Annotated in this window: 19 protein-coding genes; 7 read left to right on the forward strand and 12 right to left on the reverse strand. The window is 62.6% G+C overall.

Features of this window, described 5'->3' with window-relative positions; genetic code table 11:
- The first annotated feature begins 6 nt into the window (after window positions 1-6).
- Together ACFQJC_RS03745 and ACFQJC_RS03750 are read left to right on the forward strand one after the other, a co-directional pair.
- A complete protein-coding gene (locus ACFQJC_RS03745; protein ID WP_390221911.1) occupies window positions 7-1,095 on the forward strand; it encodes a hypothetical protein in 1,089 nt (362 codons plus the stop codon).
- A gap of 126 nt (window positions 1,096-1,221) precedes the next feature.
- The gene (locus ACFQJC_RS03750) at window positions 1,222-3,153 is read left to right on the forward strand and encodes an aldehyde ferredoxin oxidoreductase family protein (protein WP_390221912.1); all 1,932 of its coding nucleotides are present in this window, start codon (window positions 1,222-1,224) and stop codon (window positions 3,151-3,153) included.
- Window positions 3,154-3,253: 100 nt separating this feature from the next.
- Here ACFQJC_RS03750 and ACFQJC_RS03755 read toward each other — a convergent pair whose 3' ends face one another.
- The 6 genes from ACFQJC_RS03755 to ACFQJC_RS03780 all read right to left on the reverse strand — a co-directional run bounded on the left by ACFQJC_RS03755 (window position 3,254) and on the right by ACFQJC_RS03780 (window position 6,821).
- Window positions 3,254-4,630, reverse strand: a complete 1,377-nt coding sequence (locus ACFQJC_RS03755) for an outer membrane protein assembly factor BamB family protein (RefSeq protein WP_390221913.1) — start codon at window positions 4,628-4,630, stop codon at window positions 3,254-3,256.
- A 61-nt stretch (window positions 4,631-4,691) separates the two neighbouring features.
- Window positions 4,692-5,030 carry an AzlD domain-containing protein gene (locus tag ACFQJC_RS03760; protein ID WP_390221914.1) on the reverse strand — a complete coding sequence of 113 codons (339 nt, stop codon included), beginning with the start codon at window positions 5,028-5,030 and terminating at the stop codon, window positions 4,692-4,694.
- Complete coding sequence (locus ACFQJC_RS03765) at window positions 5,030-5,719, reverse strand: AzlC family ABC transporter permease (RefSeq protein WP_390221915.1); 690 nt, start codon at window positions 5,717-5,719, stop codon at window positions 5,030-5,032. Before ACFQJC_RS03765 ends, ACFQJC_RS03760 begins: the two co-directional genes overlap by 1 nt.
- Before the next feature lie 127 nt (window positions 5,720-5,846).
- Complete coding sequence (locus ACFQJC_RS03770) at window positions 5,847-6,287, reverse strand: DUF8048 family protein (protein ID WP_390222328.1); 441 nt, start codon at window positions 6,285-6,287, stop codon at window positions 5,847-5,849.
- Entirely contained in the window at window positions 6,284-6,541 is a 258-nt protein-coding gene (locus tag ACFQJC_RS03775; RefSeq protein ID WP_390221916.1) for a MoaD-like domain-containing protein, read from the reverse strand. Before ACFQJC_RS03775 ends, ACFQJC_RS03770 begins: the two co-directional genes overlap by 4 nt.
- Before the next feature lies 1 nt (window position 6,542).
- Window positions 6,543-6,821, reverse strand: coding sequence for a ubiquitin-like small modifier protein 1 (locus tag ACFQJC_RS03780; protein ID WP_390221917.1), 279 nt, complete (start codon window positions 6,819-6,821; stop codon window positions 6,543-6,545).
- A gap of 291 nt (window positions 6,822-7,112) precedes the next feature.
- Between ACFQJC_RS03780 and ACFQJC_RS03785 the strand changes: the two genes are divergently transcribed.
- Together ACFQJC_RS03785 and ACFQJC_RS03790 are read left to right on the forward strand one after the other, a co-directional pair.
- The gene (locus ACFQJC_RS03785) at window positions 7,113-7,895 is read left to right on the forward strand and encodes a DUF502 domain-containing protein (protein ID WP_390222329.1); all 783 of its coding nucleotides are present in this window, start codon (window positions 7,113-7,115) and stop codon (window positions 7,893-7,895) included.
- Window positions 7,896-8,121: 226 nt separating this feature from the next.
- Entirely contained in the window at window positions 8,122-13,281 is a 5,160-nt protein-coding gene (locus ACFQJC_RS03790) for a beta strand repeat-containing protein (RefSeq protein ID WP_390221918.1), read from the forward strand.
- A gap of 150 nt (window positions 13,282-13,431) precedes the next feature.
- Here the strand turns inward: ACFQJC_RS03790 and ACFQJC_RS03795 are convergent, their stop codons facing one another.
- From ACFQJC_RS03795 to ACFQJC_RS03815, 5 genes are all read right to left on the reverse strand, one after another.
- Window positions 13,432-13,749, reverse strand: coding sequence for a HalOD1 output domain-containing protein (locus tag ACFQJC_RS03795; RefSeq protein WP_390221919.1), 318 nt, complete (start codon window positions 13,747-13,749; stop codon window positions 13,432-13,434).
- A gap of 173 nt (window positions 13,750-13,922) precedes the next feature.
- Window positions 13,923-15,878, reverse strand: a complete 1,956-nt coding sequence (locus ACFQJC_RS03800) for an archaea-specific SMC-related protein (protein WP_390221920.1) — start codon at window positions 15,876-15,878, stop codon at window positions 13,923-13,925.
- Between the two features lie 30 nt (window positions 15,879-15,908).
- Window positions 15,909-16,568, reverse strand: a complete 660-nt coding sequence (rdfA, locus tag ACFQJC_RS03805; protein WP_390221921.1) for a rod-determining factor RdfA — start codon at window positions 16,566-16,568, stop codon at window positions 15,909-15,911.
- Window positions 16,569-16,926: 358 nt separating this feature from the next.
- Window positions 16,927-17,964, reverse strand: a complete 1,038-nt coding sequence (locus ACFQJC_RS03810; protein ID WP_390221922.1) for a DUF1616 domain-containing protein — start codon at window positions 17,962-17,964, stop codon at window positions 16,927-16,929.
- A gap of 103 nt (window positions 17,965-18,067) precedes the next feature.
- The gene (locus ACFQJC_RS03815) at window positions 18,068-20,179 is read right to left on the reverse strand and encodes a DUF4129 domain-containing protein (protein WP_390221923.1); all 2,112 of its coding nucleotides are present in this window, start codon (window positions 20,177-20,179) and stop codon (window positions 18,068-18,070) included.
- Between the two features lie 88 nt (window positions 20,180-20,267).
- Between ACFQJC_RS03815 and ACFQJC_RS03820 the strand changes: the two genes are divergently transcribed.
- Genes ACFQJC_RS03820 through ACFQJC_RS03830 form a run of 3 tightly spaced genes read left to right on the forward strand, consistent with a single transcriptional unit; the run spans window position 20,268 to window position 23,145 of the window.
- Complete coding sequence (locus tag ACFQJC_RS03820; RefSeq protein WP_390221924.1) at window positions 20,268-21,686, forward strand: DUF58 domain-containing protein; 1,419 nt, start codon at window positions 20,268-20,270, stop codon at window positions 21,684-21,686.
- A 5-nt stretch (window positions 21,687-21,691) separates the two neighbouring features.
- Window positions 21,692-22,198, forward strand: coding sequence for a hypothetical protein (locus tag ACFQJC_RS03825; protein ID WP_390221925.1), 507 nt, complete (start codon window positions 21,692-21,694; stop codon window positions 22,196-22,198).
- Window positions 22,195-23,145: a DUF7982 domain-containing protein gene (locus ACFQJC_RS03830; RefSeq protein ID WP_390221926.1), complete on the forward strand. Its 951-nt coding sequence runs from the start codon at window positions 22,195-22,197 to the stop codon at window positions 23,143-23,145. The genes ACFQJC_RS03825 and ACFQJC_RS03830 overlap by 4 nt, the downstream gene beginning before the upstream one ends.
- A 38-nt stretch (window positions 23,146-23,183) precedes the next feature.
- Here ACFQJC_RS03830 and ACFQJC_RS03835 read toward each other — a convergent pair whose 3' ends face one another.
- Window positions 23,184-24,170: an AAA family ATPase gene (locus ACFQJC_RS03835; protein WP_390221927.1), complete on the reverse strand. Its 987-nt coding sequence runs from the start codon at window positions 24,168-24,170 to the stop codon at window positions 23,184-23,186.
- Window positions 24,171-24,225 lie beyond the last annotated feature (55 nt).

Below are 24,225 nucleotides of genomic sequence, written 5' to 3' on the forward strand. Positions count from 1 at the left end.
AGAGGTATGAATCGCCGCGCCCTCCTCACGCTCCTCGCCGCAGGTGCCACTGGACTTGCCGGTTGTGGAACGCCGAGCGGCGAAACCGACACCCCGACGCCCGAACTCGGTACCCGCGAGGAGACGGCGACACCCCAAGAAGAACGAATCCGCCAGCAGTTCACGCTCTGGAATCCGACGCCCGACCCGGTGTTCGTCACGTCGGTCGGCATCCGCGACGAGCGCGACGTGTTCTTCGAAAATGCCGACCTCCTCCCCGGCGAGCGCCGCGACCGCTGGGTGTCGGTGCCCGACGCCGACCTCGAAGTCCTCATCGAGACGGACACCGGCCTGCGAACGAGTTCGACGTGGACGGTGGACCCCTTGTTGGACGGGTTCGAAGTCGTCGTCGAGCGGGACGCCGTCGCGTTCTGGCATCGCGTGAGTTGCTCGCCGACCGATGGCTGTGCGCTCGACACGGGCGGCGAGGCCGACGACCTCCCGCTGGTCGGCGACGGGCAGTCGCGGTGGTACGCGCCCGCGGGCGTGGTCATCGAGAACTCCGGGCCAGCGACGGAGATTCGCCTCGCTATCGACTGGTACGACAACCAGATTCTCGACCGGTCGTACCGCCTCCCGGCGGGGACCCGACTGGGCGTGCCCGTCACCTACCGAACCGGCATCTACCGCGTCGTCGTCGAGACCGACGAACAGACCATCGACACGCGATGGCCCGTTCCCGACGAGCCGACGAAGTACGTGGACGTGGGAACCGGTAGCGTCGGGTGCGGCCCGGCGAACTCCACGCTCACAGTCGCCAACCGCGACGACGTACCGCATCGAATCACCATCGAAATCGAGCGTGAGACCGAAGACGGTGGGGAGACCGAAGACGACGAAGAGACCGTCGAAGAATCGCTCGACCTCGAACCGGGCGAGGTGCAGTCGCTCGTGCCGGTCACCACCTCCGGTCGGTACGAGGTGTTCGCACGGTTAGAAAACGGGTCGGAACTGTCCGGTACGTGGTGGTCCTGCCCGCCGCGCGGCCCCGCCGCACTCGTCATCGATGCGACTGGAAACGTGACCCTCAGCGTCGCTGGCCCGCAACCAGGATGATTAGCCCGGACAGACCCGATTCCAAGACAGTAGAGCGTCAATCGAGAATCACGTAACCACTTTTGGTTACTGGCCTGTGGGAATCACTAACTCATTCCCACCCGTATATAATCAACGAGCATTACAATGACCGAACTCGGTGGATATCAGGACAGAGTGGCACGGGTGGACCTCACAGCAGGTGATGTCCAATACGAAGGCATCGACGACGAAGACGCGAAGAAGTACATCGGGGCACGCGGCCTCGGTGTGAAGTACGTCTTCGAGCAGGGCGCGGACGTGGACCCGATGGGTCCGGACAACCTGCTCGCGTTCATGACCGGCCCCCTCACGGGCACCCAAACCGTGATGAGTGGCCGACTCGCGGTCGTGACGAAGTCCCCGCTCACGGGGACCGTCACTGACTCTCACCAAGGCGGGTGGAGCGGTGCCCGTCTCAAGTGGTCCGGAATGGACGGCCTGCTCTTTTCGGGTAAATCGGAGAAACCGGTGTACGCCTACATCGAAGACGGCAATCTCGAACTCCGAGACGCGTCTCACGTCTGGGGCAAGGGCGTCCACGAGACCATCGAGACGCTCGAAGAGGAGGTGGACGGGAGCCTCGGGAAGAACCTCTCGATTATGGCTATCGGGCCGGCCGGCGAGAACGGCGTCAAATACGGCTGTATCGTGAACGAAGACGACCGCGCGTCCGGTCGCGGTGGCACGGGGACGGTCATGGGGTCGAAGAACCTCAAGGCCGTCGTCGTCAAATCCGGCACGCGAATGCCCAAGCCCGCGGACCCAGAGACGTTCAAGCAGGGCTATCAGCAGGCGATGCAACTCATCCGCGAGTCGGAGGTCACCGGCCCGAACGAGGGCGGTCTCTCGCTCTACGGGACGAACGTCCTCATGAACGCGGGCGAGGAGATGGACGGTCTCCCGACGAAGAACGGCAAGTACACCTCGACTGGAGCGTACCGCGAGTCCGAGGGCGTCGATATCGACGCCGAACGCGTCTCCGGCGAGAACGTCCGCGAGAACATCCTCGTGGACGAACCGACCTGTCACTCCTGCCCGGTCGCCTGTAAGAAGGAAGTCGAGGTGACGGTGATGCACAAGGGAAGTGAGATGAACGTCCGCGGCGAGTCCTACGAGTACGAGTCGGCGTACGCACTCGGCCCGAACTCCGGACACACCGAGCGCGACGAAATCGCGGTCATGATCGACCGCTGTAACGACATGGGCGTCGATACCATCGAGATGGGCAACATGATGGCGATGGCCATGGAGATGTCCGAACAGGGCAAACTCGACGGCCTGAGCGAGCAACTCGACTGGGGCGATACCGAACGCATGATCGACCTCATCACCGAGGTCGCACACCGCGACGGCGACCTGGCCGAGGCAATCGGAGAAGGTGCGAACGGTCTCGCCGAGCGCTTCGACGCCTACGACAACTCGCTGGCGGTCAAGGGCCAGACCATCCCCGCCTACGACCCACGCTGTATGAAGGGCATGGGCATCGGCTACGCCACCTCGAACCGCGGTGCGTGCCACCTGCGTGGCTACACGCCGTCGGCGGAGATTCTCGGCATCCCGGAGAAGCACGACCCCTACGAGTGGCGCGGCAAGGGCGAACTCGTCGCCCTGTTCCAGGACATGCACGCCATCTCCGACTCGTTCGACATCTGCAAGTTCAACGCCTTCGCGGAGGGTATCGAAGAGTACGTCCTCCAGTACAACGGCATGACCGGTCTCGACGTGACCGAAGACGAACTCATGGAGACGGGCGACCGCATCTACACGCTGGAACGCTACTACAACAACCTCGCCGGCTTCGACGGGTCGGACGACTCACTGCCGGGACGCTTCGTCCCCGGCGACGAGGCAATCCCCGGACAGGGTGCCTCCGAAGGCCAACTGTGCGAACTCGACGAGATGAAAGAAGAGTACTACGAACGTCGCCAGTGGGTCGATGGCGTCGTCCCCGACGAGCGCCTCGCCCAACTCGACATCGACATCGGTCCCGGAACCGGTGTCTCCAGCGGCGACTCGACGGCACCGGCAGACGACTAGTCGAACAACGGCGGCACGCGACTTCGCCACGAATTCGAACATGGGGTCGGAGTCGAACCACGCGACACCGCTTTCGTTTTTACTACACGCGAGCGACGGCTCACTCAGGTCCAAATGCGTAGATACCATCGTACGTGGCGAGTACGGCGAACCCTTCTGCGAAAATAGGGCTGTACTGTACCGGCGAGGAGAGCGAAACTGTCTCGATAGTCTCTCCTGACGAGGCATCGAGACGAACCAGACGGTTTGGTGAGTCGTCACGACGGTTTTCTACGAAAAATACCTCGTCTCCCGCCGCAGTTGGTGACGTAATCTCGGTATCTTTTCCCGCTGCAACTCGCTCCCAGACCATCTCCCCGGTCTGTGGTTCAAATGCCCGAACGCGGTCGCTCGCTGAAGTGTAAGATTCGAGGCGCGTCACCAGAACGTCCGAAGTCAATGCGCCGAGCTCGTAGGAGGGGTGTGCGATTTGCGTACTCGTCTTCCCGGTGGTGAACAACTCAGTCTGTTCGTCTCGCCACAGTGGTTCGCCCGTGTCGAGTGAAATAGCGACGAGTGACCCAGCAGTTACGTACGCGATGCCGTCGCCGATGAGTGGTGGGCCACCCACACCCCTCGGAAGTGTCGCCTCGAACGTCACCTCACCTGCTGTGGGGTTGACCCCGAAGAGGTAGCCGAAGTCGTCGTTCTGGTATCGGTAACGCTCCCACGCGGTGAAGTAGACCCGGCCATCGGCGACAGCAGGTGTCGGAAGAAGGGAGTCTGTGCCAAGATTCGCTTCCCAACACCGTTCTCCCGAGCGAGCATCGATACCCATTATCGGTGTTCCAGGGCCACCGCCTGACGGGTCTTCGAGCAACAACATCCCTTCAGCAGGCACGAGCGGCGGAACAGACCCTAATTCGTCGAACGAGTAAGTCCATCGCGTTGTCCCATCACGCACCGCCAGCGCATTCACCGTCCGACCGTCCTCGTCAGTGTTGGTGTGGAAGTAGACAGCGTCACCGACCGCGACGAGCGGAAATCGTTGATTACTCCCCTCGAATTCAGTCGTCCACAGCGACTCGCCCGTCCGCAGGTCGAACGCGTGGAGTACTTCGCGGTCTGACGTGACGGCCTCACCGACGAAAATCCGGTCGTTCGCAACGACCGGCCGTCCGTATAAATCTGCATCCCATTCGACGTGCCACTGCTCTTCCAGCGTCTCAGGTGCGGCACGAGCAGGCGCGGCCGAGGTGTGTCGCCGGTCGTAGTTTGGAAACGGCCACTCGTCCGCTTCGGTTGCGAATGGAGTCGTCTCACAGTCGTGTGACTCGAAGGGTCGTGCACCGAGGACGTAGCCACCGACTCCACCGAGAGCGAGCGCACCGCCAAGGCCACCGAGCGCCACACGGCGCGAAATCACCACGTCGCCGGTGGGTTCAGATTCGGCCACATCACTGTCGGTGGAGTCAGCCGAATCGGGAGAGGAGGGCATCGAGTGCGACTTCTTAGGGCCAAATGATAGAATTTTTGATGCGACTTATGGAGCGTCCAGTTCAGACAACGAACCGCAACAGCCACAGCACGGCCATCCCCACGCCAATCGTCGCAAGCACGTTCTCGGTGTACCACGCGACGATGGCGGCGACGATGCCAGCGACGAGTTGTTCGTTCCCGAGTGCGAGGTCGATAGTCCCCGTCGGCGCGACGAGTTCCGGCGCGACGAGCGCCGCGAACACCGCCGGTGGCACGTACTTCAGCGCGCGTTCGGCGAGCGGCGGCACCTCGTCGATGCGGCCGAACAGGTAGATGAACGACCCGCGGATAGCGAAAGTCAACGCGCCCGCGACGAGGATGACGCCCCAGATGGTCGTCCCGTTGTAGTCGGTCGGCACTACCGGTCACCACCCAGCGTATCGACCGCCAGTCCGGCGAGGACGCCGACGACCGCCGCAATCATGAGGTTGAGGTGGAACGGAACGCTCAGCGCGACGACGGCGACGATGCCGCCGACGAGTCCGGAAGTGGTCGAAGCGCGGTCTTTCAGCGTGGGGACGAGCAAGGCGAGAAAGACGAGCGGCGCGGCGAACTGGAGTCCCCACTCGGGCGGGAGACCCGACCCGAGGACCGTTCCGGCGAGTGTCGAGGCGACCCAGACGACCCAGAGTGAGGCCCCCGCCCCGACGAAGTACGCGAGGAGGTCGGTCTCTCGGTCCTCGCCGTACCGGGCGATAGAGACGGCGTAGGCTTGGTCGGTGAGGAGATACGAACAGACGGTCTTCCAGCGGGCGGCGAAGGAGCGAAAGTGGGGTGCAATCGACGCCGAGTACATCAGCATCCGGAGGTTGATGACGACGGCCGTGCCGAGGACGACGGCGAGCGGTGCGTTCGCGCCGAGGAGTTCTATCATGGCGAGTTGCGAGGCTCCGGCGAAGACGATTGCCGAGAATCCGACTGCTTGCAGGGCCGACATGCCCTGCTCGATAGCTGCGACACCCGCGACGAGTCCGAACGGAACGATTCCCAAGTGGAGGGGAGAGACGTCGCGGATACCCGCCCGAAGGTCGGAAGTGCGTATTCCCATTGCCGAGAGAACGAGATACCTCCCGAAATAGGCGTCTATCGCCGTACGGCTTGCCGGCTCTATCTACGTACCGCCCGTCGCAATCTCAACGTGCCGCCCGTCGCTCTAACGAGGACCGCTCGTCGCGCTATCGACGACCGATGACCGCGACTTCGCGGATTTCGAGGGCCGTCTCGAACTCGTCGCGGCGGTCGGTGTCGGTGCCGAGTCGGCGGAGGTGTTCGGCGTGTGCTCTCCGGACGGCATCGACTTCTCGGGGGGAGAAGTCCATGTCCAAGCCCTGTGTGTCCCAGTGGCCCAACGGGACGAAGAAGATGGCGAGTTCCTCGTCGGCGTAGACGCATTCGAACTCGCGGACGTACTCCAGTGCGTGTTCGGCGAGGTGCTCTTGTGCGGCATCGAGCAGGTAGGGGACGACGCTCGCCGGCACGCTCGCCTTCGCGGCGGCCATCATGATGGCCGTCCCGTCGATTGCACCGCCCTGTGGGTCTTCGGACATCGTTTCACCCGTCTTTCCGGTTCGTTCAGGCTCCGTTCGAGCCGAGTCGTCGTCCAATCCCATCATCAGCCACCTGCGCGCATCGCTTTCTGTGCGAACTCGTCGATGAGCGGGTCGAGCGTCGCTTCGTCACCTTCGAACACCAGTTGGACCTCCGTGAGCTGAATCGACTCCGTAATCGAGACCGGTTCGGTCGCTATCTCGACCGACCAGTCCGGGCCGACGACGCGGTCGTCGCCATCGGCAGTGCCGCCGAGGTTCTCTAAGTAGTGAATCGCAAGTCGAGTCGAGATGCCACGAAACGCACGCTCGCGTGTGACCATCTCAGCCTCCTGCGACCGGCGGGAAGACGCTCACCGTGTCACCGTTTTCGAGGGTGGTTTCGAGTCCGTCGAGGTGGAGCACTTCACGGCCGTTTTTCAGCACGTTCACGTGCGGGCGGAGGTCACCGTTTTCGAGTATCTGCCCCGAGAGGCCGCCGTACTCGGCTTCGAGCGAGTGGAGGACGTCGCCAATAGTTGCGCCTGCATCGACGTCTCGTGTGAGAGTCTTCTGCCCGACTGCCTCACGGAACGTCGCAAAGAAGCGCAGTTCGAGTTCCATACCATTGGTCGGCGCTCGTCAACCAAAAAGGTACGTCGCGGCAGGCGAACTGAACGGCGACGGGTGGCGAGTTATGCGGTGACAGTTCCGGTCCGCTGTGGCGACAGTTCCGGTCCGCTGTGGCGATGGTTCCGGACCGCTGTGGCGATGGTTCCGGACTCCTGTCGTGATGCCACCACCATTTTATCACCCTGATGGATACGTGAACTCGTGCCCTCCCCCGGCAGTCCACAGTCACCGAAGAAAATCGCCACGACCGCGAAGCAGACCGGCCAGTCGCTGTACGAACGGGTGTACAATACGATACTGACCGGCGTTGCGATACTGATTCCAATTGTCATCACGCTGTACGTCCTGCGAATCGCAATCGACTTCGTACGGGATGCGCTGAATCCGTTCGTCGATTTCCTGCAGTGGGTGGGTATCATCCAGCGGTTCGAGCGCGTCGAGTTCATCAGTCTCCTCATCGACCTCGGCATCTACTCGTGGGTCATCGACTTCTTCGGCGAGTTAGTCGCACTCATCGTCCTCTTCGCGGTCATCGCCGTCGTCGGGACGGTGGGTCGCAACCAGTACGGCGAGAAACTCATCGGCGTGTTCGACTTCGTCGTCTCGTCGATTCCCGGCATCGGAACGGTGTACAAGAGTTTCCGACGGATGGGCGACGTCGTCCTCGACGAGGGGGCAGAGGAGTTCCAGGACGTCAAACTCGTCCAGTGCTTCGACGAGAACGTCTACGTCCTCGGCTTCCAGACGGGAGACGCGCCGGCGACTATCGAGCACTCGACCGGCCACGTGGAGATGGTCTCGATGTTCCTGCCGTTAGCACCGAACCCGGTGACTGGTGGGATTCTCACGTACATTCCGAAACAGGACGTCTACGATATCGACATGACCGTCGAAGAGGGAATCAGGAGCATCCTCACGAGCGGCGTCGCCACCGACAGCGAACCCGCGAACATGCTCAACGTCGATATGGCCGACCTTCGGAACTCGGAGCGATTCCAAGACCTTCGTGAGGCGATGGTGACCGCGAGAACCGAGGACGAGAGTGACGAGAGCCAGAATCGCTGACGAGAATTGCGGCGTGTCCGACGAGAAGCCGAATGTGACTGCTACGAGTGGGAGTTAGTGTCGATTGGGTTGTAAGTAGTGTGACCCTGAATTTCTTTTTTGATAATCTCTACGAACGCTTAATAACTGCCGATTAAGTCATGTGTCATAGATGTCACATAGACGGACGAGAGCACTCCTGCTATCGATTGTCCTCTTGATCTCTACCGTTTCGGGTGGTGTTTCAGTGGGGGCTGCTGCCGATTCGACGGTGACGGTGACTGGGTCAGTCGAAGATGCGAACGGACAACCGCAGAGTGGGTGGTTCACGCAGTTGACTCCGAACGGAGACTACGGGTACGTAGCATCGGACGGGACCTTCGAGATTACCGTCGATGCGAACGCGGACTACAGTCTCAAATTCAGCCAGTACAATCACACGTACGCGGCTTCCGACTACTATCCGAAAGACGGCGTTCCGGACGTCTATGCCCTCGACACCGTCTCGGTCGGCGATACCGACGAGGCCCTCGGGACGTACCAACTGCCGACGACGCACGACGTCAACATCACAATCGTGGACGAATCGGGCGCTCCGGTGTCGAACGCCACAGTGTACATTCAACACGAGAACGGCGATGCGTCGGCGAGCTCTGACGGTGAAACCAACGCCGACGGCGAGTTCGTCTGGAACGACGCCGTCGAACCCGGTGCAGAGGTCACCGGCAACGTCAGCGTTCACGTCTACCCGCAGGCAGACACGCTCGGAAACGCCCATCCAGAGTACACCATCACTGGCGACCGAAACATCGAAATCACGCTCAGAGAACAGCGTGAAGTGACGGGGCGCCTCGTCTCGCCCGACGGACAACCGATTGCCGGTGCGGACCTCACCGCACTCACCAACGGGAGTATCGAATTCGGGGAGACGGACTCGAACGGGAATTTCAGCATCTACCTTCCGACGGACGATTCGTACAGCATCGGCTACCTCGAAGCGCGGTCGAGCACGAGCGACGACGCCGGTGAGGTGAACGGCGTGGCCGACATAGCCGAAATCGCCGACGTGAACTCGTCGGTGACCAGCGACGTAGGTACCGTCACTGCACCGGTCGGTCACGAGGTGTCGATTCGTGTAATCGACGACAGCGGAGAACCCATCCCGGACGCGCAGGTTCACCTCGACGCGGTGGACGCACAGAACGACAGCCGGGGATTCAGTTGGATAGAACACGTGGACGACGACGGCTACCTCTACGGTGAGGTTGACACCACGCACGGATTCGAACTCAACGGGACGGTCAACGTCACGCCAGTCGCACCCGATGGCGATTACAGGGACGTAGAGGGGCAACTCGTCACGATAGACGGCCCCACGACGCTCACGTACGTCGTGAATGGCGACAACTGGACGCGACAGATTCCACTGTCGCTCAGTGCGAACCAGACGACGATTCCTGCGGGTGACGACGTGTTGTTGAGCGTCGCCAGCGACAACGACGACCCAGTGGGTGTCGTGAACCTCACCGTCGAATCCCCGAACGGCAGTTCGGCGACCTACCAGACCGACGCCGGTGGGGAAGTCGCCGTCTCGACGAACGGGACGGGCGACTACGCGGTGACCGCGACGAAGGGCGACACCAACAACACGACGTACGTCTCGGACTCGCTCACCGTCACGGCGAAGGAACCAGGCCGGATTTCTATCGACACCATCGACCCGCCCGCGGAGGTCGTCCGCGGTGAGAACGCGACGGTCGATATCACGCTCTCGAACCCCGGCGCGTTCGAGGCGACCGACACCCTCACCGTCGGAAACGGAACGGGAACCAGTGACAGCACGCTCACGCTCGCCGCGGGCGAGACGCGCACGGTCACCCGCACCGTCGAAACCACCGATACGACGAGTGAGTCGCTCACCGTCACCGTCAGCACGAGCACCGACTCGGCGACTGCGACGGCGACCATCCTCGAACCGGCGAACATCTCGGTGGACGATTACGCGCTCGACCAGACGGCGATTCTCGCCACCGACCCCGTCAACGTCACGGCGGTGCTGAACAACACCGGCGAGGTCGAAGGGGCGGACGATATCTCGCTGTCGGTCGATGGGAACGCGGTCGAAAACCGGACGGTGACGGTCGGACCCGAATCGACGACGACGGTGACCATCGAGACACTCGTCGCGTGGCAGACGTACGGGACGCACAGCGTCACGGTGGGCAACCAGACCCAGACGGACATCACCGTCCTGCGGCCGACCAATCCCGACGCCTCGGTGTCGATTACCTCGCTCGCCGACGGCGACGTTCTCGGTTCCGGTGCTCACACCGTCTCGTACGACCTCTCGAACACGAGCACCGGCGTTGACCACGTCGAATATCGCGTGGACGACGGGTCGTACCAAACGGTTTCGAGCGGTCTCACGACGACGACACAGGACATCTCGGTCGGCGAGGGCGAACACACCGTGTCCGTCCGACTCGTCGATAACCTCGGCAACGAAATCGCCGTCTCCGAACGACAGTTCCGCGTCGATACCGCGGCACCGGTCGTCTCGCTCGACGCGAATCGGACGACTGCTATCGGTTCGAACGACCCCGTCAATCTGACGGTCGGAAGTACGGATTCCGCACCCGAGAGTACGACGTTCGTCGTCACGAACGGGTCGGGCGACCTCTCCGAACGCGACGTCACCGACGCGGTGGCCGACGGAACGACGACTCTCTCGTGGAATGCGACGGACGGTGGGTCGGCGCTCGCCTCCGGGTCGTACACGCTCGAAGTGCGCAGTACGGACGCCGCCGGCAACATGAACACGACGACGCAAGCGGTCTCGGTCGATGCCGATGGACCAACCGTCAGTGCGACGGGCGTGACCGACGGCACCGAGACGAAGACAGTGTTCGTCAACGGCACCGATTCGGTCACTATCACGGGCACAGCGGGCGACTCCACGTCGAACGTCTCGACAGTCCACGCGGTCGTCCGCTCCGACTCGACGACCTTCCAGCAGGTAGTCGAAGCATCACTGTCGGGCGACGGCACCTGGAGCGCGACGCTCGATGCGAGCGTGCTCCCCGACGACGGAAACTACACCGTCGGCGCGTACGCGACCGACGAGGCGAACAACGACCGTGAGACGTTCAACGACTCGCTCACCGTCGTCTTCGACCGTGAGGCACCCGAAGTCGGTGTCTCGTTCCAGAACGTCTCGGGTTCGACTGGCCACCTCAACGTCACCGCGAGCGAACCACTCAGTTCAGAACCTACCGTGACCGTCTTCACGCCGAACGGCAACGAGCGAGCGGTCTCGCTGACTGCCTCGGACGGCGGGTGGACGGGGACGTTCTCCTACGACGGTGACGGCGAGTACCGCCTCGTTGCGAACGCGACCGACCGCGCCGGCAACCGCGGGACCGCCGACGCGACCGCACAGGTCAACACGAACGTTGCGACACAAGACAACGCCACCATCATCAAGAACGACAAGACGGGGGCGTTCATCGAACTCCACACCGACGCCGACGTGAGCGACGGATTCGGGGCGCTCACCGAGACCAACGCACCGCTCGCCGTTCTCTCGGCGAAGCTCTCCGGAAACCAGTTCATCGAAGGTGAACTCGGCACCGATCTCGACGAAAACTTGACTCACGCGCTCATCGGCATCCCGGTGAACGAGTCAGAGTTACCATCGGGAATCGCCCCCGGAAACGTCGATATCCGGCGGTTCAACGAGACGACCGACGAGTGGGAACTCGTCGGCGAGACGACCGTAGAGACGCGTAACGTCACCGGGACGCCAATCGAGTACTACGTCGTCAACGTCTCGCACTTCTCGACGTACGGGGCGGTGGCGACCGACGAAACCGCACCGTCTATCGACGACAGCCACCTCTCTGGGGCCGGTTCGCCCTACGGCTACGACACGGAGGCGGTCGATGTGTCGTTCGAGTACAGCGACGCCCAGAGCGGTATCAACGCCAGCAACGTCTCCCTCTCGCTCGACGGGCAGACGATTACCGACGGCTACGCGGGCGAGTTGCAAGTGACCAGCAGTTCGACGACGCTGACCGCGGTGAACCTCGTCGGTTCCGGCGACCACACCGTGACGCTCGAAGTCACCGACGAGGCGGGTAACAGCGAGACGACGACGAAGACGTTCAGCGTCGAAGAAGACACCACCGCTCCCGACCTCTCGACGGCGTTCACCAACACCTCCTACGCGTACGGAACCGAGACGGTCAGCTTCGACCTCTCGTACTCTGATTCACAAAGCGGTGTCAATACGAGCGGTGTCGAAGTCTCACTGGACGGAAGCGACGTGACCGCACCTGCGACTGTCACCGCCAGCGGCGTCGAGTACACCGCGAGCGACCTGACCGACGGGAGCCACACGCTCAGCGTGACCGTCCCCGACGACGCGGGGAACTCGAAGACGCTCACGCGGACGTTCAGTATCGACGGCGACGAGACGGCACCGACGATTACGTCCGTGACCCACACGCCGACGGCGAGTGGCACGCGCTTCGCATCGACGACGACGCAAGTGAAGACGAGTGTCGAGTACACTGACACTGAGAGCGGTATCGACGCCAGTGCTGTCACCGTCGAATTCGACGACGGAAGTGGTTTCATCGACGTGACCGACCAATCTGTCGTCACGACGGCGCAGGCGAACTACACGGCGTTCGACCTCTCGCCGGGGACCTATACCATCCGGACGACGGTGGCCGACGCCGACGGGAACGAACGGACGTCCGAGCGAACGTTCGTCATCGGGACGGGCACAGCACCCCAACTCTCTGGTGGGTCACTGACGCCTGCCGCGGACGGTGAGACGTTGCCAGCAGGAACGGAGCAGGCGACGATTGAACTCACCTACTCCGACGCAGAAGGCGACGTGGACCCGAGCGATATCAGCGCTACGTTCGACGGCGAGGACGTGACTTCCGACCTATCGATTGCCGATGGCATCATCACCTACCAGGCGACTGGACTCGCCGACGACACGAGTCACACGCTCACCGTCGAGGTGGTCGATAGTGCGAGCAACTCGGCTTCGAAGAGCGTCTCGTTCGACGTCGAAGCGGAGTCACAGACCGAAAATAGCGGGTCGGGTGGTTCGTCCGCGGGCGATGCCACCGATTCGAGCCCCGAATCGCTCGACAGTGAGACCACAGAGACGACCACCATGCCTGCGACGACGGAGCAGTCTCCCGACGACGACTCGGAACCGACGGTGACCGAATCGACGCAGCCATCCGAGACAACTGGACAAACGACCGACGGTGACGAATCGGACTCGGAACCGACGACCAGTTCGACCGACACGCCCGGCTTCAGTCTCGTCACTGGTTTCGGTGCGTTGATTGCGCTACTCGCGTTCGCTCGTCGCCGACAGTAATCGGCGGCCGAGAACCGAATTTTCTACAGAGCAAAGTCGAAATTCGCGTTCGTGCGCTCGCCAACTCTCGTCTTCGACCAGACGACAGTTTCGTTCGCAGCACCGTGACGGTGCAGTCAGTGTACGGAACCAGTCGGTACGCGCCGTCAGCTAGAGGTCCCGGACGACGATTTTGCCGACGCTCGAAATCTCGACCGACACGTCGTCGTATCTAAATTCGAGAAAACCGCGGTTGATAGTCGGAGATGACGGATTCTCGGTCCCGAAAAGTGCATCGAGCGCGTTCGGGTCCGCGTAGTCTGTAAGCGACGAGAGGTCGGTGACGCCACACGATTTGTGCTCGCAAACTGCAGCCGTGATCGCTTCAGAGATAGTCTCTGGCCGTTCACAGTCGTACCATACTCGCGTCTCGTTCGACCCCTCGTTCTCAACATTGATAATTGTGTTGATGGTTGACACCCCACTCATTCTTGTCCCTTAGAAATTAAGATGAGAGGACATGTTATATTTCTTGCGTACCGTCGGTATACACTGGAGCATTTTTATATGGTCCACAGCTCGGAAACAGAACGTAGCCCTATCGCTGGTCGTTACAGACGATACACGGGGTGCGAGAGAAAACAGGTTCTCGGCGACGCGACTCAGGACGTGGAACCGCTTCCCCACTCGACGCGCGTGTAGGTCGAATCGAGCGCCTGTGCGTCCTCTGGGAGCAACGCGGTGACGAGGAACGTCGGGTACTGCTCGAAGTGGTCAACGAGGCGTGCGATTCGATTCGAGTCGATGGCTTCGACCGAATCGAGCAGCATGAACGGAACGTCCTCGTGCACGTCGTGAACGAGGTACCCCGCGAGGGCGAACACGAGTCCGATGACCTCTCGTTCGCTCTCGCTCAGGTGGTCGATGGAATCCTCGTACACCGCGCCGGAATCGGTGGTGCGGACGATATGAAGTTCGAGTTGCGTCTTTTTGACCTTCCGACGGCCCTCTCGAACCCGCCGCTCGACTTCTTCTAACCACACGCGTTCGATGTTGTCGTACTCGAGGAGGTCCAGGACGGTCTCCATCTCCTCGTTGAACGAATCGACCGCCGAGGTGACGAGTGATGCGATTTTCGTCCGGGCGTCTTCGAGGTCTGACTCCAACTCGTCGTACCGTGCCTGCAGTTCGTCGCGCTCGTCGAACTGCCGTTCGATGTCGTCGAGCGAGTCGTTCACGTCGGCGAGTTCGTCACGGGTTCGGTCGAGTGAAAACTCGGTCTCGTTCAGTTCCTTGTGCAGCTCGATGAGGTCGCTCTCGGCCTGTCCGCGGATGTCGGCGGCCTCGTCTTCCAACTGTTCGACGCGTGCCGCGAGTTCTTCGCGCTGGTCGGTCAGTGAGTCGATTTGCTCGGTCCGCGTCTCCAGTTCGCCTTCGAGTCGGTCGAGTTTTCGACGGACGTTCTGGCGACGGGTTCGGGACTCCTTTGCGGCCCGAAGGTCGCCTTCGAGGTCGTCGAGTTCGCGGCGAAGGTCCGCCCGCTGTTCTCGCTTGTCGTCTCTGAGCGCCCGCAGTCGGTCCGTCGTCTGTTCGATTTGGTCTTGATCGACTTCCGTCCCGCAGGTCCAACAGGTGATGGTCTCCGATGCGAGGAGTTGGTCGGTGAGCGCACCGTCGCCCGACGGCTCACCGAGCGTCTCCTCGACGAGGTCCGCCTTCCCGTCGAGAACGTCGTTGGTGTACTGAACGATAGTCTGGAGGTCTGCAATCGTCGTGTTCAGCTCCTCTATCTGGGTTCGAATCACGTCGATACGCCCCGAGACCGCCTCACGGTCGATGTCGGCTGCTTCGAACGAGTCCAGTTCCGACTGTAGCTCTGAACGCTCCTGTCGAAGCGATTCGACGCTCTCGCGCTCACTCTGCAGTCGGAATCGAGCGGTTTCGAGGTCCGAACGCGCCGCCTGTAGGTCGTCGAGGACGCTGTCGAGTTCGTCTCGGTTCTCGCGTTGTTCTTCGACGGTCTGGTCTTCGTCGTCGATACGGGCCGCGAGTCGGTCCCGTTCGGATTCGAGGTCGGCTATCTTCGACGTGAGTTCGTCACGCCGCGTCTGGAGCGACCGCTCGTCCGCTTCGAGCGTGGAGAGCGAGTCCAGTTTCCGCTCGACCCGTTTGCGCTCGGATTGGAGTCGGTCGATTCGTTCCTCGATGGCGTCCGTATCGACCGGCGACATGATTACCTCGTGGAGGTTGCGGTTGGTGAGTACCGCCTGCCGCGACTCGTTCGAAGCGAGCAGGAACGCGAACAGGTCTGCGGTCGTCGTGTCCTGAAGGTACGGTGTCCCACTCGTCGCAGTGCGTCCGTTCTCTCGTTTGAGGACGCGCGTGTACGACCGGCCGTCGAGGTCGAGTTCGACCGACCCTTCGTCGGCGTCTCCTTTGAGACTGGCAGCGTCGCTCCCACACGCTGCCATGAGAGCGCGGAGGAACGACGTTCGGTTCGTGGCGTTGCGTCCGGTGAGGACCGTCACGCCGGGAGAAAGCGTGACCTCGCGGCTATCGATACCACCGATGTTTCGAATTCGAACGGTTGCGTGTTGAAGGGCTTCTGATGTGCTCATTCGTTGGATTGGTTCTGGCTTGTTCGGTCGTTACTCGTCTGCTGCGGGGCCGTTCGCCGACGCGTCGCAGTTGCAGTGTCCGGAGGAGAGCAACGCCGTCGGCGTCAGTCGTGTCTCACAGTCGGTACAGGTCACGCGGATGTCTACATCGACTTCGTACGACCCGATAGACACCTGGTTCGCCTTTATCAAACGGTCGATGACGTCGATGGTGACCGTTCGAAGGCGAGACCGAAGCTTTCGAATCGTACTGAGTCCGGATTCGACGGCGTTCTGCTCGTCGTCGGGAGACTCACGCTCGACGTTCCGGTGCCGTTTCAGGTAGTTGTACACCGACTGGTAGGAGATGATGTCGGCCTCTAACTGCTCGACATCGACGCCCTTCTCACGAAGCGCGTTCCGCGCCTCCGTGCGACTGCCGGCGGAGACGTCGTCGTCGGTCAAAAGTCGGTAGTAGTTGTCGGCTTCGCCGTCGAGAACGTGAGCGCCGGCCTGGTCGAGTGCTGCCTGGATGAGTCGCTTGTTGACCTCGACTTCGAGTTCGCGGAGGCTCTTCTGTCCGCGGTCGGCACCTAACCACGCAGCGACGACGTCGTCGCCGAGACCAGAGAGTTCGTAGCGGTCGGCTATCCGCTCTATCTTGGGGCCCCGGCCACCACGGCGGGAAACCTTGTTTCCTGAGTTGCGCATCCTGTCGATACTCTCGTACGTTCGATGTGGAGTGTTGTAAGCATTACTCGATTGGAATCAGAATTGATAAAATTAGGACAGGAACTCGTTACATCGAGTCGGGTTCGTATAGCAATTATATCGGTACAATTTCACAGCATTGGAAACTCCAGTATTGCTTATTTTTTGAACAATCAATTTCTAGATTCATCGAATGCATATAAGATAATCAACCTATGGGCATCTTCACACTAGACAATGCAACTTATACTGGCTCATACACTTCCCCACATAATTTATTCTCTCACTCCCGGTTCCAATATTGTGCGCTCTTCGAATTCATGATTGGCAGTAATCCTCGCTGCACGACCCACCTCGGTTACGCCGTCGTCGCTGTCGAGTTGGCTCGGACGGTGACCCAAAGGTGGAGTTCACGGTAGGCGTTCTCGACGCTCGGCGAGTCTGGTTCGTCCCCGATGTACAGGAGGTAGGTGAGTCGAAGGCGCTCGCCGGTCATCGTCGGTTGGATTCGGTGGCGTCGGTGCCACGTCTCGTTGTCGGCGAGCGACGGCGAGAACGCCGCCAGTCGGTCCTGTTCGAGGACCGTCGTCGAGTTGTTCTGTCTTTCGACTCGTTGGAGGAAGACGACTGCCGTGTAGTTCACCTGTCGGTGTTCGTTGTTCCCGATGCCGACGACGAGTGGGACCGACTCACCGACGACGAGTTCGTCGGGGTAGTCGTCGGCGACGAGGTCGCCGTCGTCGTTCTCGGTGAGCAAGTAGAACTCACTGAACGACTCGCCGTCCGTGGGGACTCCGACCGCGTAGCCGACGCTCGCCGCCGCGAGGACGACGCTCACGACGAGAACCACGTTCAACACGGCATCCGCTCGTGTCGCAGGCTCGAAGAGTTCTGATTTGCCGGCATCGAACCACGCCTCGTAGGGAACCGAGAAGCGTTCGTCCGGCGGGAGTTCCGTCCGACGACCGGCGGCGACGACGACGCCGACGAGCGTGAACCCGCCGACCGCAACGAGGATGGGGACGAGTCGGATACCCCACGGGGTGAAGTTGAGCACGAGACCGAGCAGCGGGACGACGGCGATGCTCGTTCCGAACGAGAGGGCGACGCGTTCGATACCGTCGATTCCCCGTTGGTCGACGGCCGCGTCGTGGTCGTCGTCGCGCTCGATGGTGACCGGGCCACGTTCGGGAAAGAGCGCGGCGACGAGCGCGTATCCGGGGGCGAACAGGACGAACGGAAGACCGAGGACGACTCGAAGCGGCGTCTCGTCGAGACCGGGCACGAGCGCCGCGAGGAGGGTGCTCACGACCATCACGAGCACGAACGCGAGGTCAGCAGGGAGGGCACGTAGCGGGCGAGGGAGATAGAGTCGCCAATCAGAGCGCTCCGACATCTACGTGGGACTGTGTGAAGCGAACACAAAAATCAGTTGGTCGGCCGTCACGACGTGCGGCGAGCGGTGACGAGCGCACGCAGTGCGGGTCGAGGTCGGCCGCTCACGCGGCAGCGACGAGCGTCGCCGCGACCTCGACCAGTTCTTCGGCTTCTGTGTCGCTCACGGAAACACCACTGTAGGCTGCTTTCTCGTATCCGGCGGTGAGCGTTTCGAGCAGGTCGCCGTCTGCGACGCCGGCCGCGACACAGCGGTCTGCGAACTCCCAGTGCGTCGCCGAGTCGTCGATATCTGCGGCATCAGCGAGCGCACGACGAACCGCGGTGTACGCGACGACGACCGCGTCAGTCTGATTACCTGCCGAGCGCATCGCTCTGGCCGACTCCAACGGCGTCGTCTCGGTCGTGAGGTCGAGTTCGCCTTCCGCTGTGTCCCCCAACGAAGACAGGTCGGCATCCACCATCTCCGGGACCTCGGTGGCGGTCCGTCGCCGAAGCAGCACCACTGTCGCCAGTCCGACGAAACCAACCGCCGCCGCGGCCCAGAGGAAGTCCGTCACCGAGGGTGGAAACCCAGCACTCAGACCGCCGGCGTTCGATGCGTCCACGGGCGACCCGCCAGTCTCGACCGATTCGACACTCGTCGTCGCCGACGACGATTCGAGGTTCGTCCCGCCGCCGTCGAATTCGACCGTAATCGTCGCGCTCTCGTTGCTCGCCCCTGTAGGCGGGCGGACTGCCGTTCGATAGGTCCCCGACCCATCGGTCGTCGTCGTCAGCGTTCGATTCCCGATGTGAACGACGACTGGTTGGCCATCGACGGGGTCGCCTTCTCGTGTCGAGAGCGCCCCCTGCACGACGAGCGACCCACCCTCTGCAGGGCGAGCAGTCGCGTCGAGAGCGGTCTGTTCGCTCGTGATATCGACGTTCGTCGTCACTGGGTCGAACCCGACTGCGAGCGGCTCCCGACTCGGGGCGACCCGAACTGTCGCATCACCTGTCGAGACCGACGCGCCGACCGTCCCAGTGAGCGTCACGTTTCCGGTCGCTTTCGTCGCCCCCGTCACGAGTTTCGACCCGGCCAACGACGCCGAAATCGGGAAGCGACGAACGGGCGTCTCGTTGACGACCAGAGCGACATCGACGGCCAGCGTATCGGCGTAGCCATACGCGGAGCGGGCGGGTTCGGTCACCCGTGCTGTGGCATCGGTCTGTGTAATCGACACGGCGAGCGAGCGCGTCGTCGTCCGGTAGAGAGAGGTGCTCGCCGGGCGGTAGTGGACAGTCAGCGTCGAGGTGTTCACCGGCACGCGCGTCGGTCGGTAGGTGAGCGTGAACGACCCATCCGCACGGACGGGAGTTCGAATCGTCTGCTTCCCAATCGTGAATCGAGCGGTGTCTACGTCAACTGGCGTCCCGTTCTCGGCTACGAGCGTCCCCGACAGCACGAACGGGTCGGTGAACGATATCTCCTGGTCGTACGATTCGACCGCCATCCGCGTATCGACGAACTCGCGTTCGACGACGGCGTCTCGCTGTTCCGAGACGTTGGCCTGAATCGACGCGAGTCGCGTCTGACTCTCCGAGAGGTCGCTGCCCGTCCGGTTCGAGATAACCGCGAACGCGGTCGAAATTCGGGCAGACTGCCGCTCGGCATCGTCGGCCAACCGTGTCAGTCTCCGGGCGAGTTCACGAGCACGGGCGTCGTCGCCGGCTTGCTTCGCCGCTCGATAGGCGCTTCGCGTCTCCCGGAACGACTGGACCGTCTCGATGTACGCTCGTTGCGTCTCTTGGACCGTCGCGTACTGGTCGCCGGCACCGTCTCCATCGGTCTCACCATCGACCTCGACGTACTTGCCGAGTGAGTCGTCGTAGTCGTCGCCGAGTGCAGCCTTGGCCGCGTCGTACTGCCGTTGGCTGAGTGCGACCGTACTCGCGTCGATGTCGGTGTTCATCCGTCCGGAGAGATACGAGAGGAGGGTGTCGAGTTCGTTCTCGTCGTCAACCTCGTCGGGATTCTCGTGGATGACCTGACTACTGTTGTTGGTGGGCGTCGTCTGTTGGCCGAAGAACTGCGGTGAGCGGACGGTCGGCTGCGAGACACCGACCTCGCCGTCTTCGTGCGGAACAGTCGCCACCGCAGGTGAGACGAACGCACTCAACACGACGAGCGTGGCCCACAGTAGACGAAGCTCTACTTCCCAATCTCTACGCACTACTCGTAGCCAAACGGGCGACTGTATTGGATTTTCGCATTCGGTCGAACGCAAACATTCAATTGCGGTGCCACGAATCACTGTGACGATGGTACCGACCCGCCGGTGGACAGTGTTCGCTGGGGCCGCGTGTTTCTTCGTCGTCTTCGCCGTCATCCTCGACGAACCCGCCCCGCTGTTCGCCGCGGGTGGACTCACCGCGTGGCTCCTCGCCGCGCAACTCGATTCGTTTCGGACGATGGCCGCCGCAGACGACGCGCTCTCGACGAGCGTGTCGGTCGAGCCATCGACCGTCCCCGTCGGCAACCAGGCCGTCGTCACCCTCGCTGCGTCGCTCGCGTCCACGATAGACGCACCCCTCGACGTCGAACTCGCATCGCCGCCGAGCGTCGATGTGGTCGCCGAAGAACAGCGACACCTCAGGGTCGAAGCCGGCGAGGCGTCCGGGTCAACCGTGTGTCGCATCTCGTGCCCCGTTGCCGGCCACGTCTCGTTCGACACCCTCCGTGTCACGCTGCGAGGCCGACTAGGTCTCTTCACGGAGACGACGACCGTCGAGACCGACGCGACGTGTCTCGTCGAGCCACCGTCTCCTGACGGAATCCACGTCGGACAGGGCGGTGAACGGACCGGAACGATATTCGGCGAGCACGCCAGCACGCAGAGCGGACCTGGGTTAGTCCCGCACGAGACGCGGCGATACCTTCCCGGAGACACGCTCTCGCAGATCGACTGGCGAACGACCGCACGGATGAACTACCCGCACATCCGCGAGTTCGAATCGGAGTCCGACCTCCTCCTCTCGCTCGTCGTCGATGTCGGGTCCAACATGGCCGCGGGGCCAGACGGGCGAACGATGTTCGCCTACGCGCGCGAGGTCGCACTCGGACTGGTCGAGACTGCGGCGTCCTACAACGACCCTCTCTCGGTACGACTCGTGACCGACGAGGGAACCGCCTGGGAGTTCGGGCCGTCGTCCTCGTCGAACGCGTATCACGAGAGTCGCCGGGAACTCCTCGCGTTCGACCCTCCATCGGGGGCCACGCACTCGTCCAAGTCGGCCAGCCCACTCGCCCCGGCGGACGCGCTCGCTCGACGCGAGACGCTCGAAACCGACGATTCGCCGTTCGCAACCACGCTCCGGCCGTATCTCTCCGCGTCGAGGACGTACCTCTCGCGCGTCAGTGAACGGCCGCTGTTCGATGCGGTCAAGACGGCGTGTCACCGCGTCGATGGCGACGACCACCTCGTCCTCGTCACCGACGACACGTCGAACGTCGAGACGTACGAGGCGGCCGTGGTCGCCTCACAACGCTGTACCCAGACGACGGTGTTTCTCACGCCGACCGCGCTGTTCGCGGAGGCACCCACCGACCGGAGTCGGTTGGTGGCGTTCGAGGAGTTCCGCCAGCGCCTCGACGGATTGCCGTCCGTCGAAGCGTACGAAATCGCACCACGAACCGCCCTCGAAAGAGCGACTACCGACACGAAGACCCCGACCACGTGATTCCGATGCCCGACAGACACACGAGCGAACCGACTGTGCCGACCATTCGAGACGTCGTAGATTCGAACGAACTGACGCCGGTAGACGGGGTCGGTGTCGTCGCGTTCACCGCGGTGGCGACCCTCACTCACGGCGCGGCGGGCGCGCTCGCCGGATGCATCGTCCTCGTGATAGCGGCGCTGACAGCCGGTCCCACGGCGTTCGTCGCCGCCCAACTGTTACTCGTTACCGTGTTCTCGCAATGGAGTCCAGCGACGTTCGCCGCGGCGCAGGGTGCCGTCTTCCCGCTCCTCGCGGGTAGTATTCGTTCGCGCCTCATCTCTCGCCGCCTCGTCGGCTTGACAGTCGCCTACGTCGGCACCCTCGGCGTCGTCTGGGCGCTCGTCACGAACCTCCGATGGCTCTGGCAGGCCGGCGTGCTGTTCGTCGTCGCCGCCGCGGTGAGTTCGTACGCGATTCATCGGTACGAACGCGTCTCGCTCGGACTCGTGAACGCGGAGGGGAACCGATGAGCATCGACGGTTTCGACGAGCGAGCGGACGACCACCGAGCGGACGGCCACCGAGCGAACGACCACCGAGCGGACAGCCACCGAACCGACGTGGCCGCAGACGAGCACCTCGACAGTGACGCGTCAGACGACGTCGCAGCACTTCGCCGTGAGAATGCTCGACTTCGCCAACGGTACGCCGACGTTCGGAAGAATCAGTATCGACAGACGTCACTCGCCCTCTTCGCACTCGGCGTCGTCGGCGTCGTGAGCGCCGCGCTCGTCCCACCCGTCCGCGAGACGCTGCTCGTCCTGGGTGCGATTGGCCTGTTCGCCGCGGCGGTCACGCGATACGTGAGTCCCGAGCAGTTCATCCCCGTCGGCGTCGGGTCGTCGGTCTATCGCACGCAGGCACGAAACGCCGACGCCATCGCCGACGAACTCGGCCTGCAAGACGCGCGCGTGTACGTCCCCGACGACGACGACCGAGCGACGGTTCGACTGTTCGTCCCCGAGCGTCGGTCGTACACGGTTCCGGAACCGGACGCACTCCGTGAGACGTTCGTCATCACCGACGACGAGACCGAACGCGGCGTGGCGTTCGCGCCGAGTGGTGCCGGTCTCTTCGACGAGTTCGAAGAGAGCCGAGACGGACCGCTCGGTGACGACCCGGCGACACTCGCTCGACAGGCGACCGACGCGCTCGTCGAACTCTTCGAGCTCGTGGAGACCGCGGACGCAGAAACTGACCGCGAGCACGGCCGACTGACGGTTCGCGTCGGCTCCTGTCGATTCGGGTCGGCGGCGACGTTCGATACGCCCGTCGCCTCGTTCGTCGCGGTCACCGTCGCCCGCGGACTCGACGTGCCGGTCACCGCCGAAGTCACGTCGAGCGACGACACCGACTTCGTGGTGACCTGTCGCTGGGACCCAGCGGACACCACGAACGCGACAGTTGGAGAAACGTAGCCGTCGCCGAGAGCTTCAGTCGTAGCCGTCGCCGACATTCAGTCGTCGTCCGCAGTCGAGACCGGCAGCGATTCGGGACGCTCGATACCCGGCATCGAAACGGTCGAGACGACTTCCGCGACGAGTTCGCGCGGGGTGCGACCGCTGATGTCGGCTTCCGTCCCGAGGACGAGTCGGTGAGAGAGAATCAGTGGTGCGAGTCGTTTCACGTCGTCTGGAATCACGTAGGCGCGCCCCCGAATCGCGGCCGCGGCCTTGCTCGTATGGAGAAACGCGAGTGAGGCACGCGGTGAGGCACCGAAGTCGATTGCCTCGTGGTCGCGCGTCGCCGCGACCAGGTCGAGGATGTAGTCGAACACCTTGTCGTCTACGTGGACGTCTTTGACGACCGACCGAGCGGCACCGATGTCGGCGTCGTCGATGACGGTCGAGATGTCCGTCGGTTTCAGCGACGGTTCGTGGTGGAACCGTTCGAGAATCTCGCGTTCGGCGGCGCGCTCGGGAACGTCAACGACGACTTTGAACTGGAAGCGGTCGCGCTGTGCTTCCGGGAGGTTGAACGTCCCTTCGTACTCGATCGGGTTCTGCGTCGCCACCACCACGAACGGTTTCGGGAGGTGGAGCGTCTCGCCTTCGATGGTCACCTGCCCTTCTTCCATGGCCTCCAACAGCGCCGACTGGGTCTTCGGCGTCGCGCGGTTAATCTCGTCGGCGAGCACGACGTTCGAGAACACCGGTCCGCGTTGGAGGTCGAACTCGCCGCGGTTCTCGCGGTAGATGTGCGTCCCGGTGATGTCCGCGGGGAGCACGTCCGGCGTCATCTGAATTCGCTGGTAGTCGAGGTTGCCGGCGTGTGCGAAGAGGTTCGCAATCGTCGTCTTGGCGACACCGGGAACGCCTTCGAGGAGGACGTGGCCATTCGTGAGTAACGCGATTGTGAGGGCTTCTATCGCGTCTTCGTTCCCGACGAGGACCTCCGATGTCTCGTCGAGGATGGCCGAATATAGCGCTTCGGGAGCGGTCATTCTTACTGCTACTGCGGCCGGTGGTCACATATAATTGCGGTCTTTCGACACGTCG

Source organism: Haloferax namakaokahaiae (assembly GCF_042663225.1).
GTDB lineage: Archaea > Halobacteriota > Halobacteria > Halobacteriales > Haloferacaceae > Haloferax > Haloferax namakaokahaiae.

Coding starts and splice junctions, on each gene's coding strand:
- ACFQJC_RS03830 (WP_390221926.1), top strand. CDS start 22,195: ATGAGCATCGACGGTTTCGACGAGCGAGCGGACGACCACCGAGCGGAC.
- ACFQJC_RS03825 (WP_390221925.1), top strand. CDS start 21,692: ATGCCCGACAGACACACGAGCGAACCGACTGTGCCGACCATTCGAGAC.
- ACFQJC_RS03780 (WP_390221917.1), bottom strand. CDS start 6,821: ATGGAACTCGAACTGCGCTTCTTTGCGACGTTCCGTGAGGCAGTCGGG.
- ACFQJC_RS03750 (WP_390221912.1), top strand. CDS start 1,222: ATGACCGAACTCGGTGGATATCAGGACAGAGTGGCACGGGTGGACCTC.
- ACFQJC_RS03820 (WP_390221924.1), top strand. CDS start 20,268: ATGGTACCGACCCGCCGGTGGACAGTGTTCGCTGGGGCCGCGTGTTTC.
- ACFQJC_RS03775 (WP_390221916.1), bottom strand. CDS start 6,541: ATGGTCACACGCGAGCGTGCGTTTCGTGGCATCTCGACTCGACTTGCG.
- ACFQJC_RS03835 (WP_390221927.1), bottom strand. CDS start 24,170: ATGACCGCTCCCGAAGCGCTATATTCGGCCATCCTCGACGAGACATCG.
- rdfA (WP_390221921.1), bottom strand. CDS start 16,568: ATGCGCAACTCAGGAAACAAGGTTTCCCGCCGTGGTGGCCGGGGCCCC.
- ACFQJC_RS03795 (WP_390221919.1), bottom strand. CDS start 13,749: ATGAGTGGGGTGTCAACCATCAACACAATTATCAATGTTGAGAACGAG.
- ACFQJC_RS03765 (WP_390221915.1), bottom strand. CDS start 5,719: ATGGGAATACGCACTTCCGACCTTCGGGCGGGTATCCGCGACGTCTCT.
- ACFQJC_RS03800 (WP_390221920.1), bottom strand. CDS start 15,878: ATGAGCACATCAGAAGCCCTTCAACACGCAACCGTTCGAATTCGAAAC.
- ACFQJC_RS03745 (WP_390221911.1), top strand. CDS start 7: ATGAATCGCCGCGCCCTCCTCACGCTCCTCGCCGCAGGTGCCACTGGA.
- ACFQJC_RS03810 (WP_390221922.1), bottom strand. CDS start 17,964: ATGTCGGAGCGCTCTGATTGGCGACTCTATCTCCCTCGCCCGCTACGT.
- ACFQJC_RS03755 (WP_390221913.1), bottom strand. CDS start 4,630: ATGCCCTCCTCTCCCGATTCGGCTGACTCCACCGACAGTGATGTGGCC.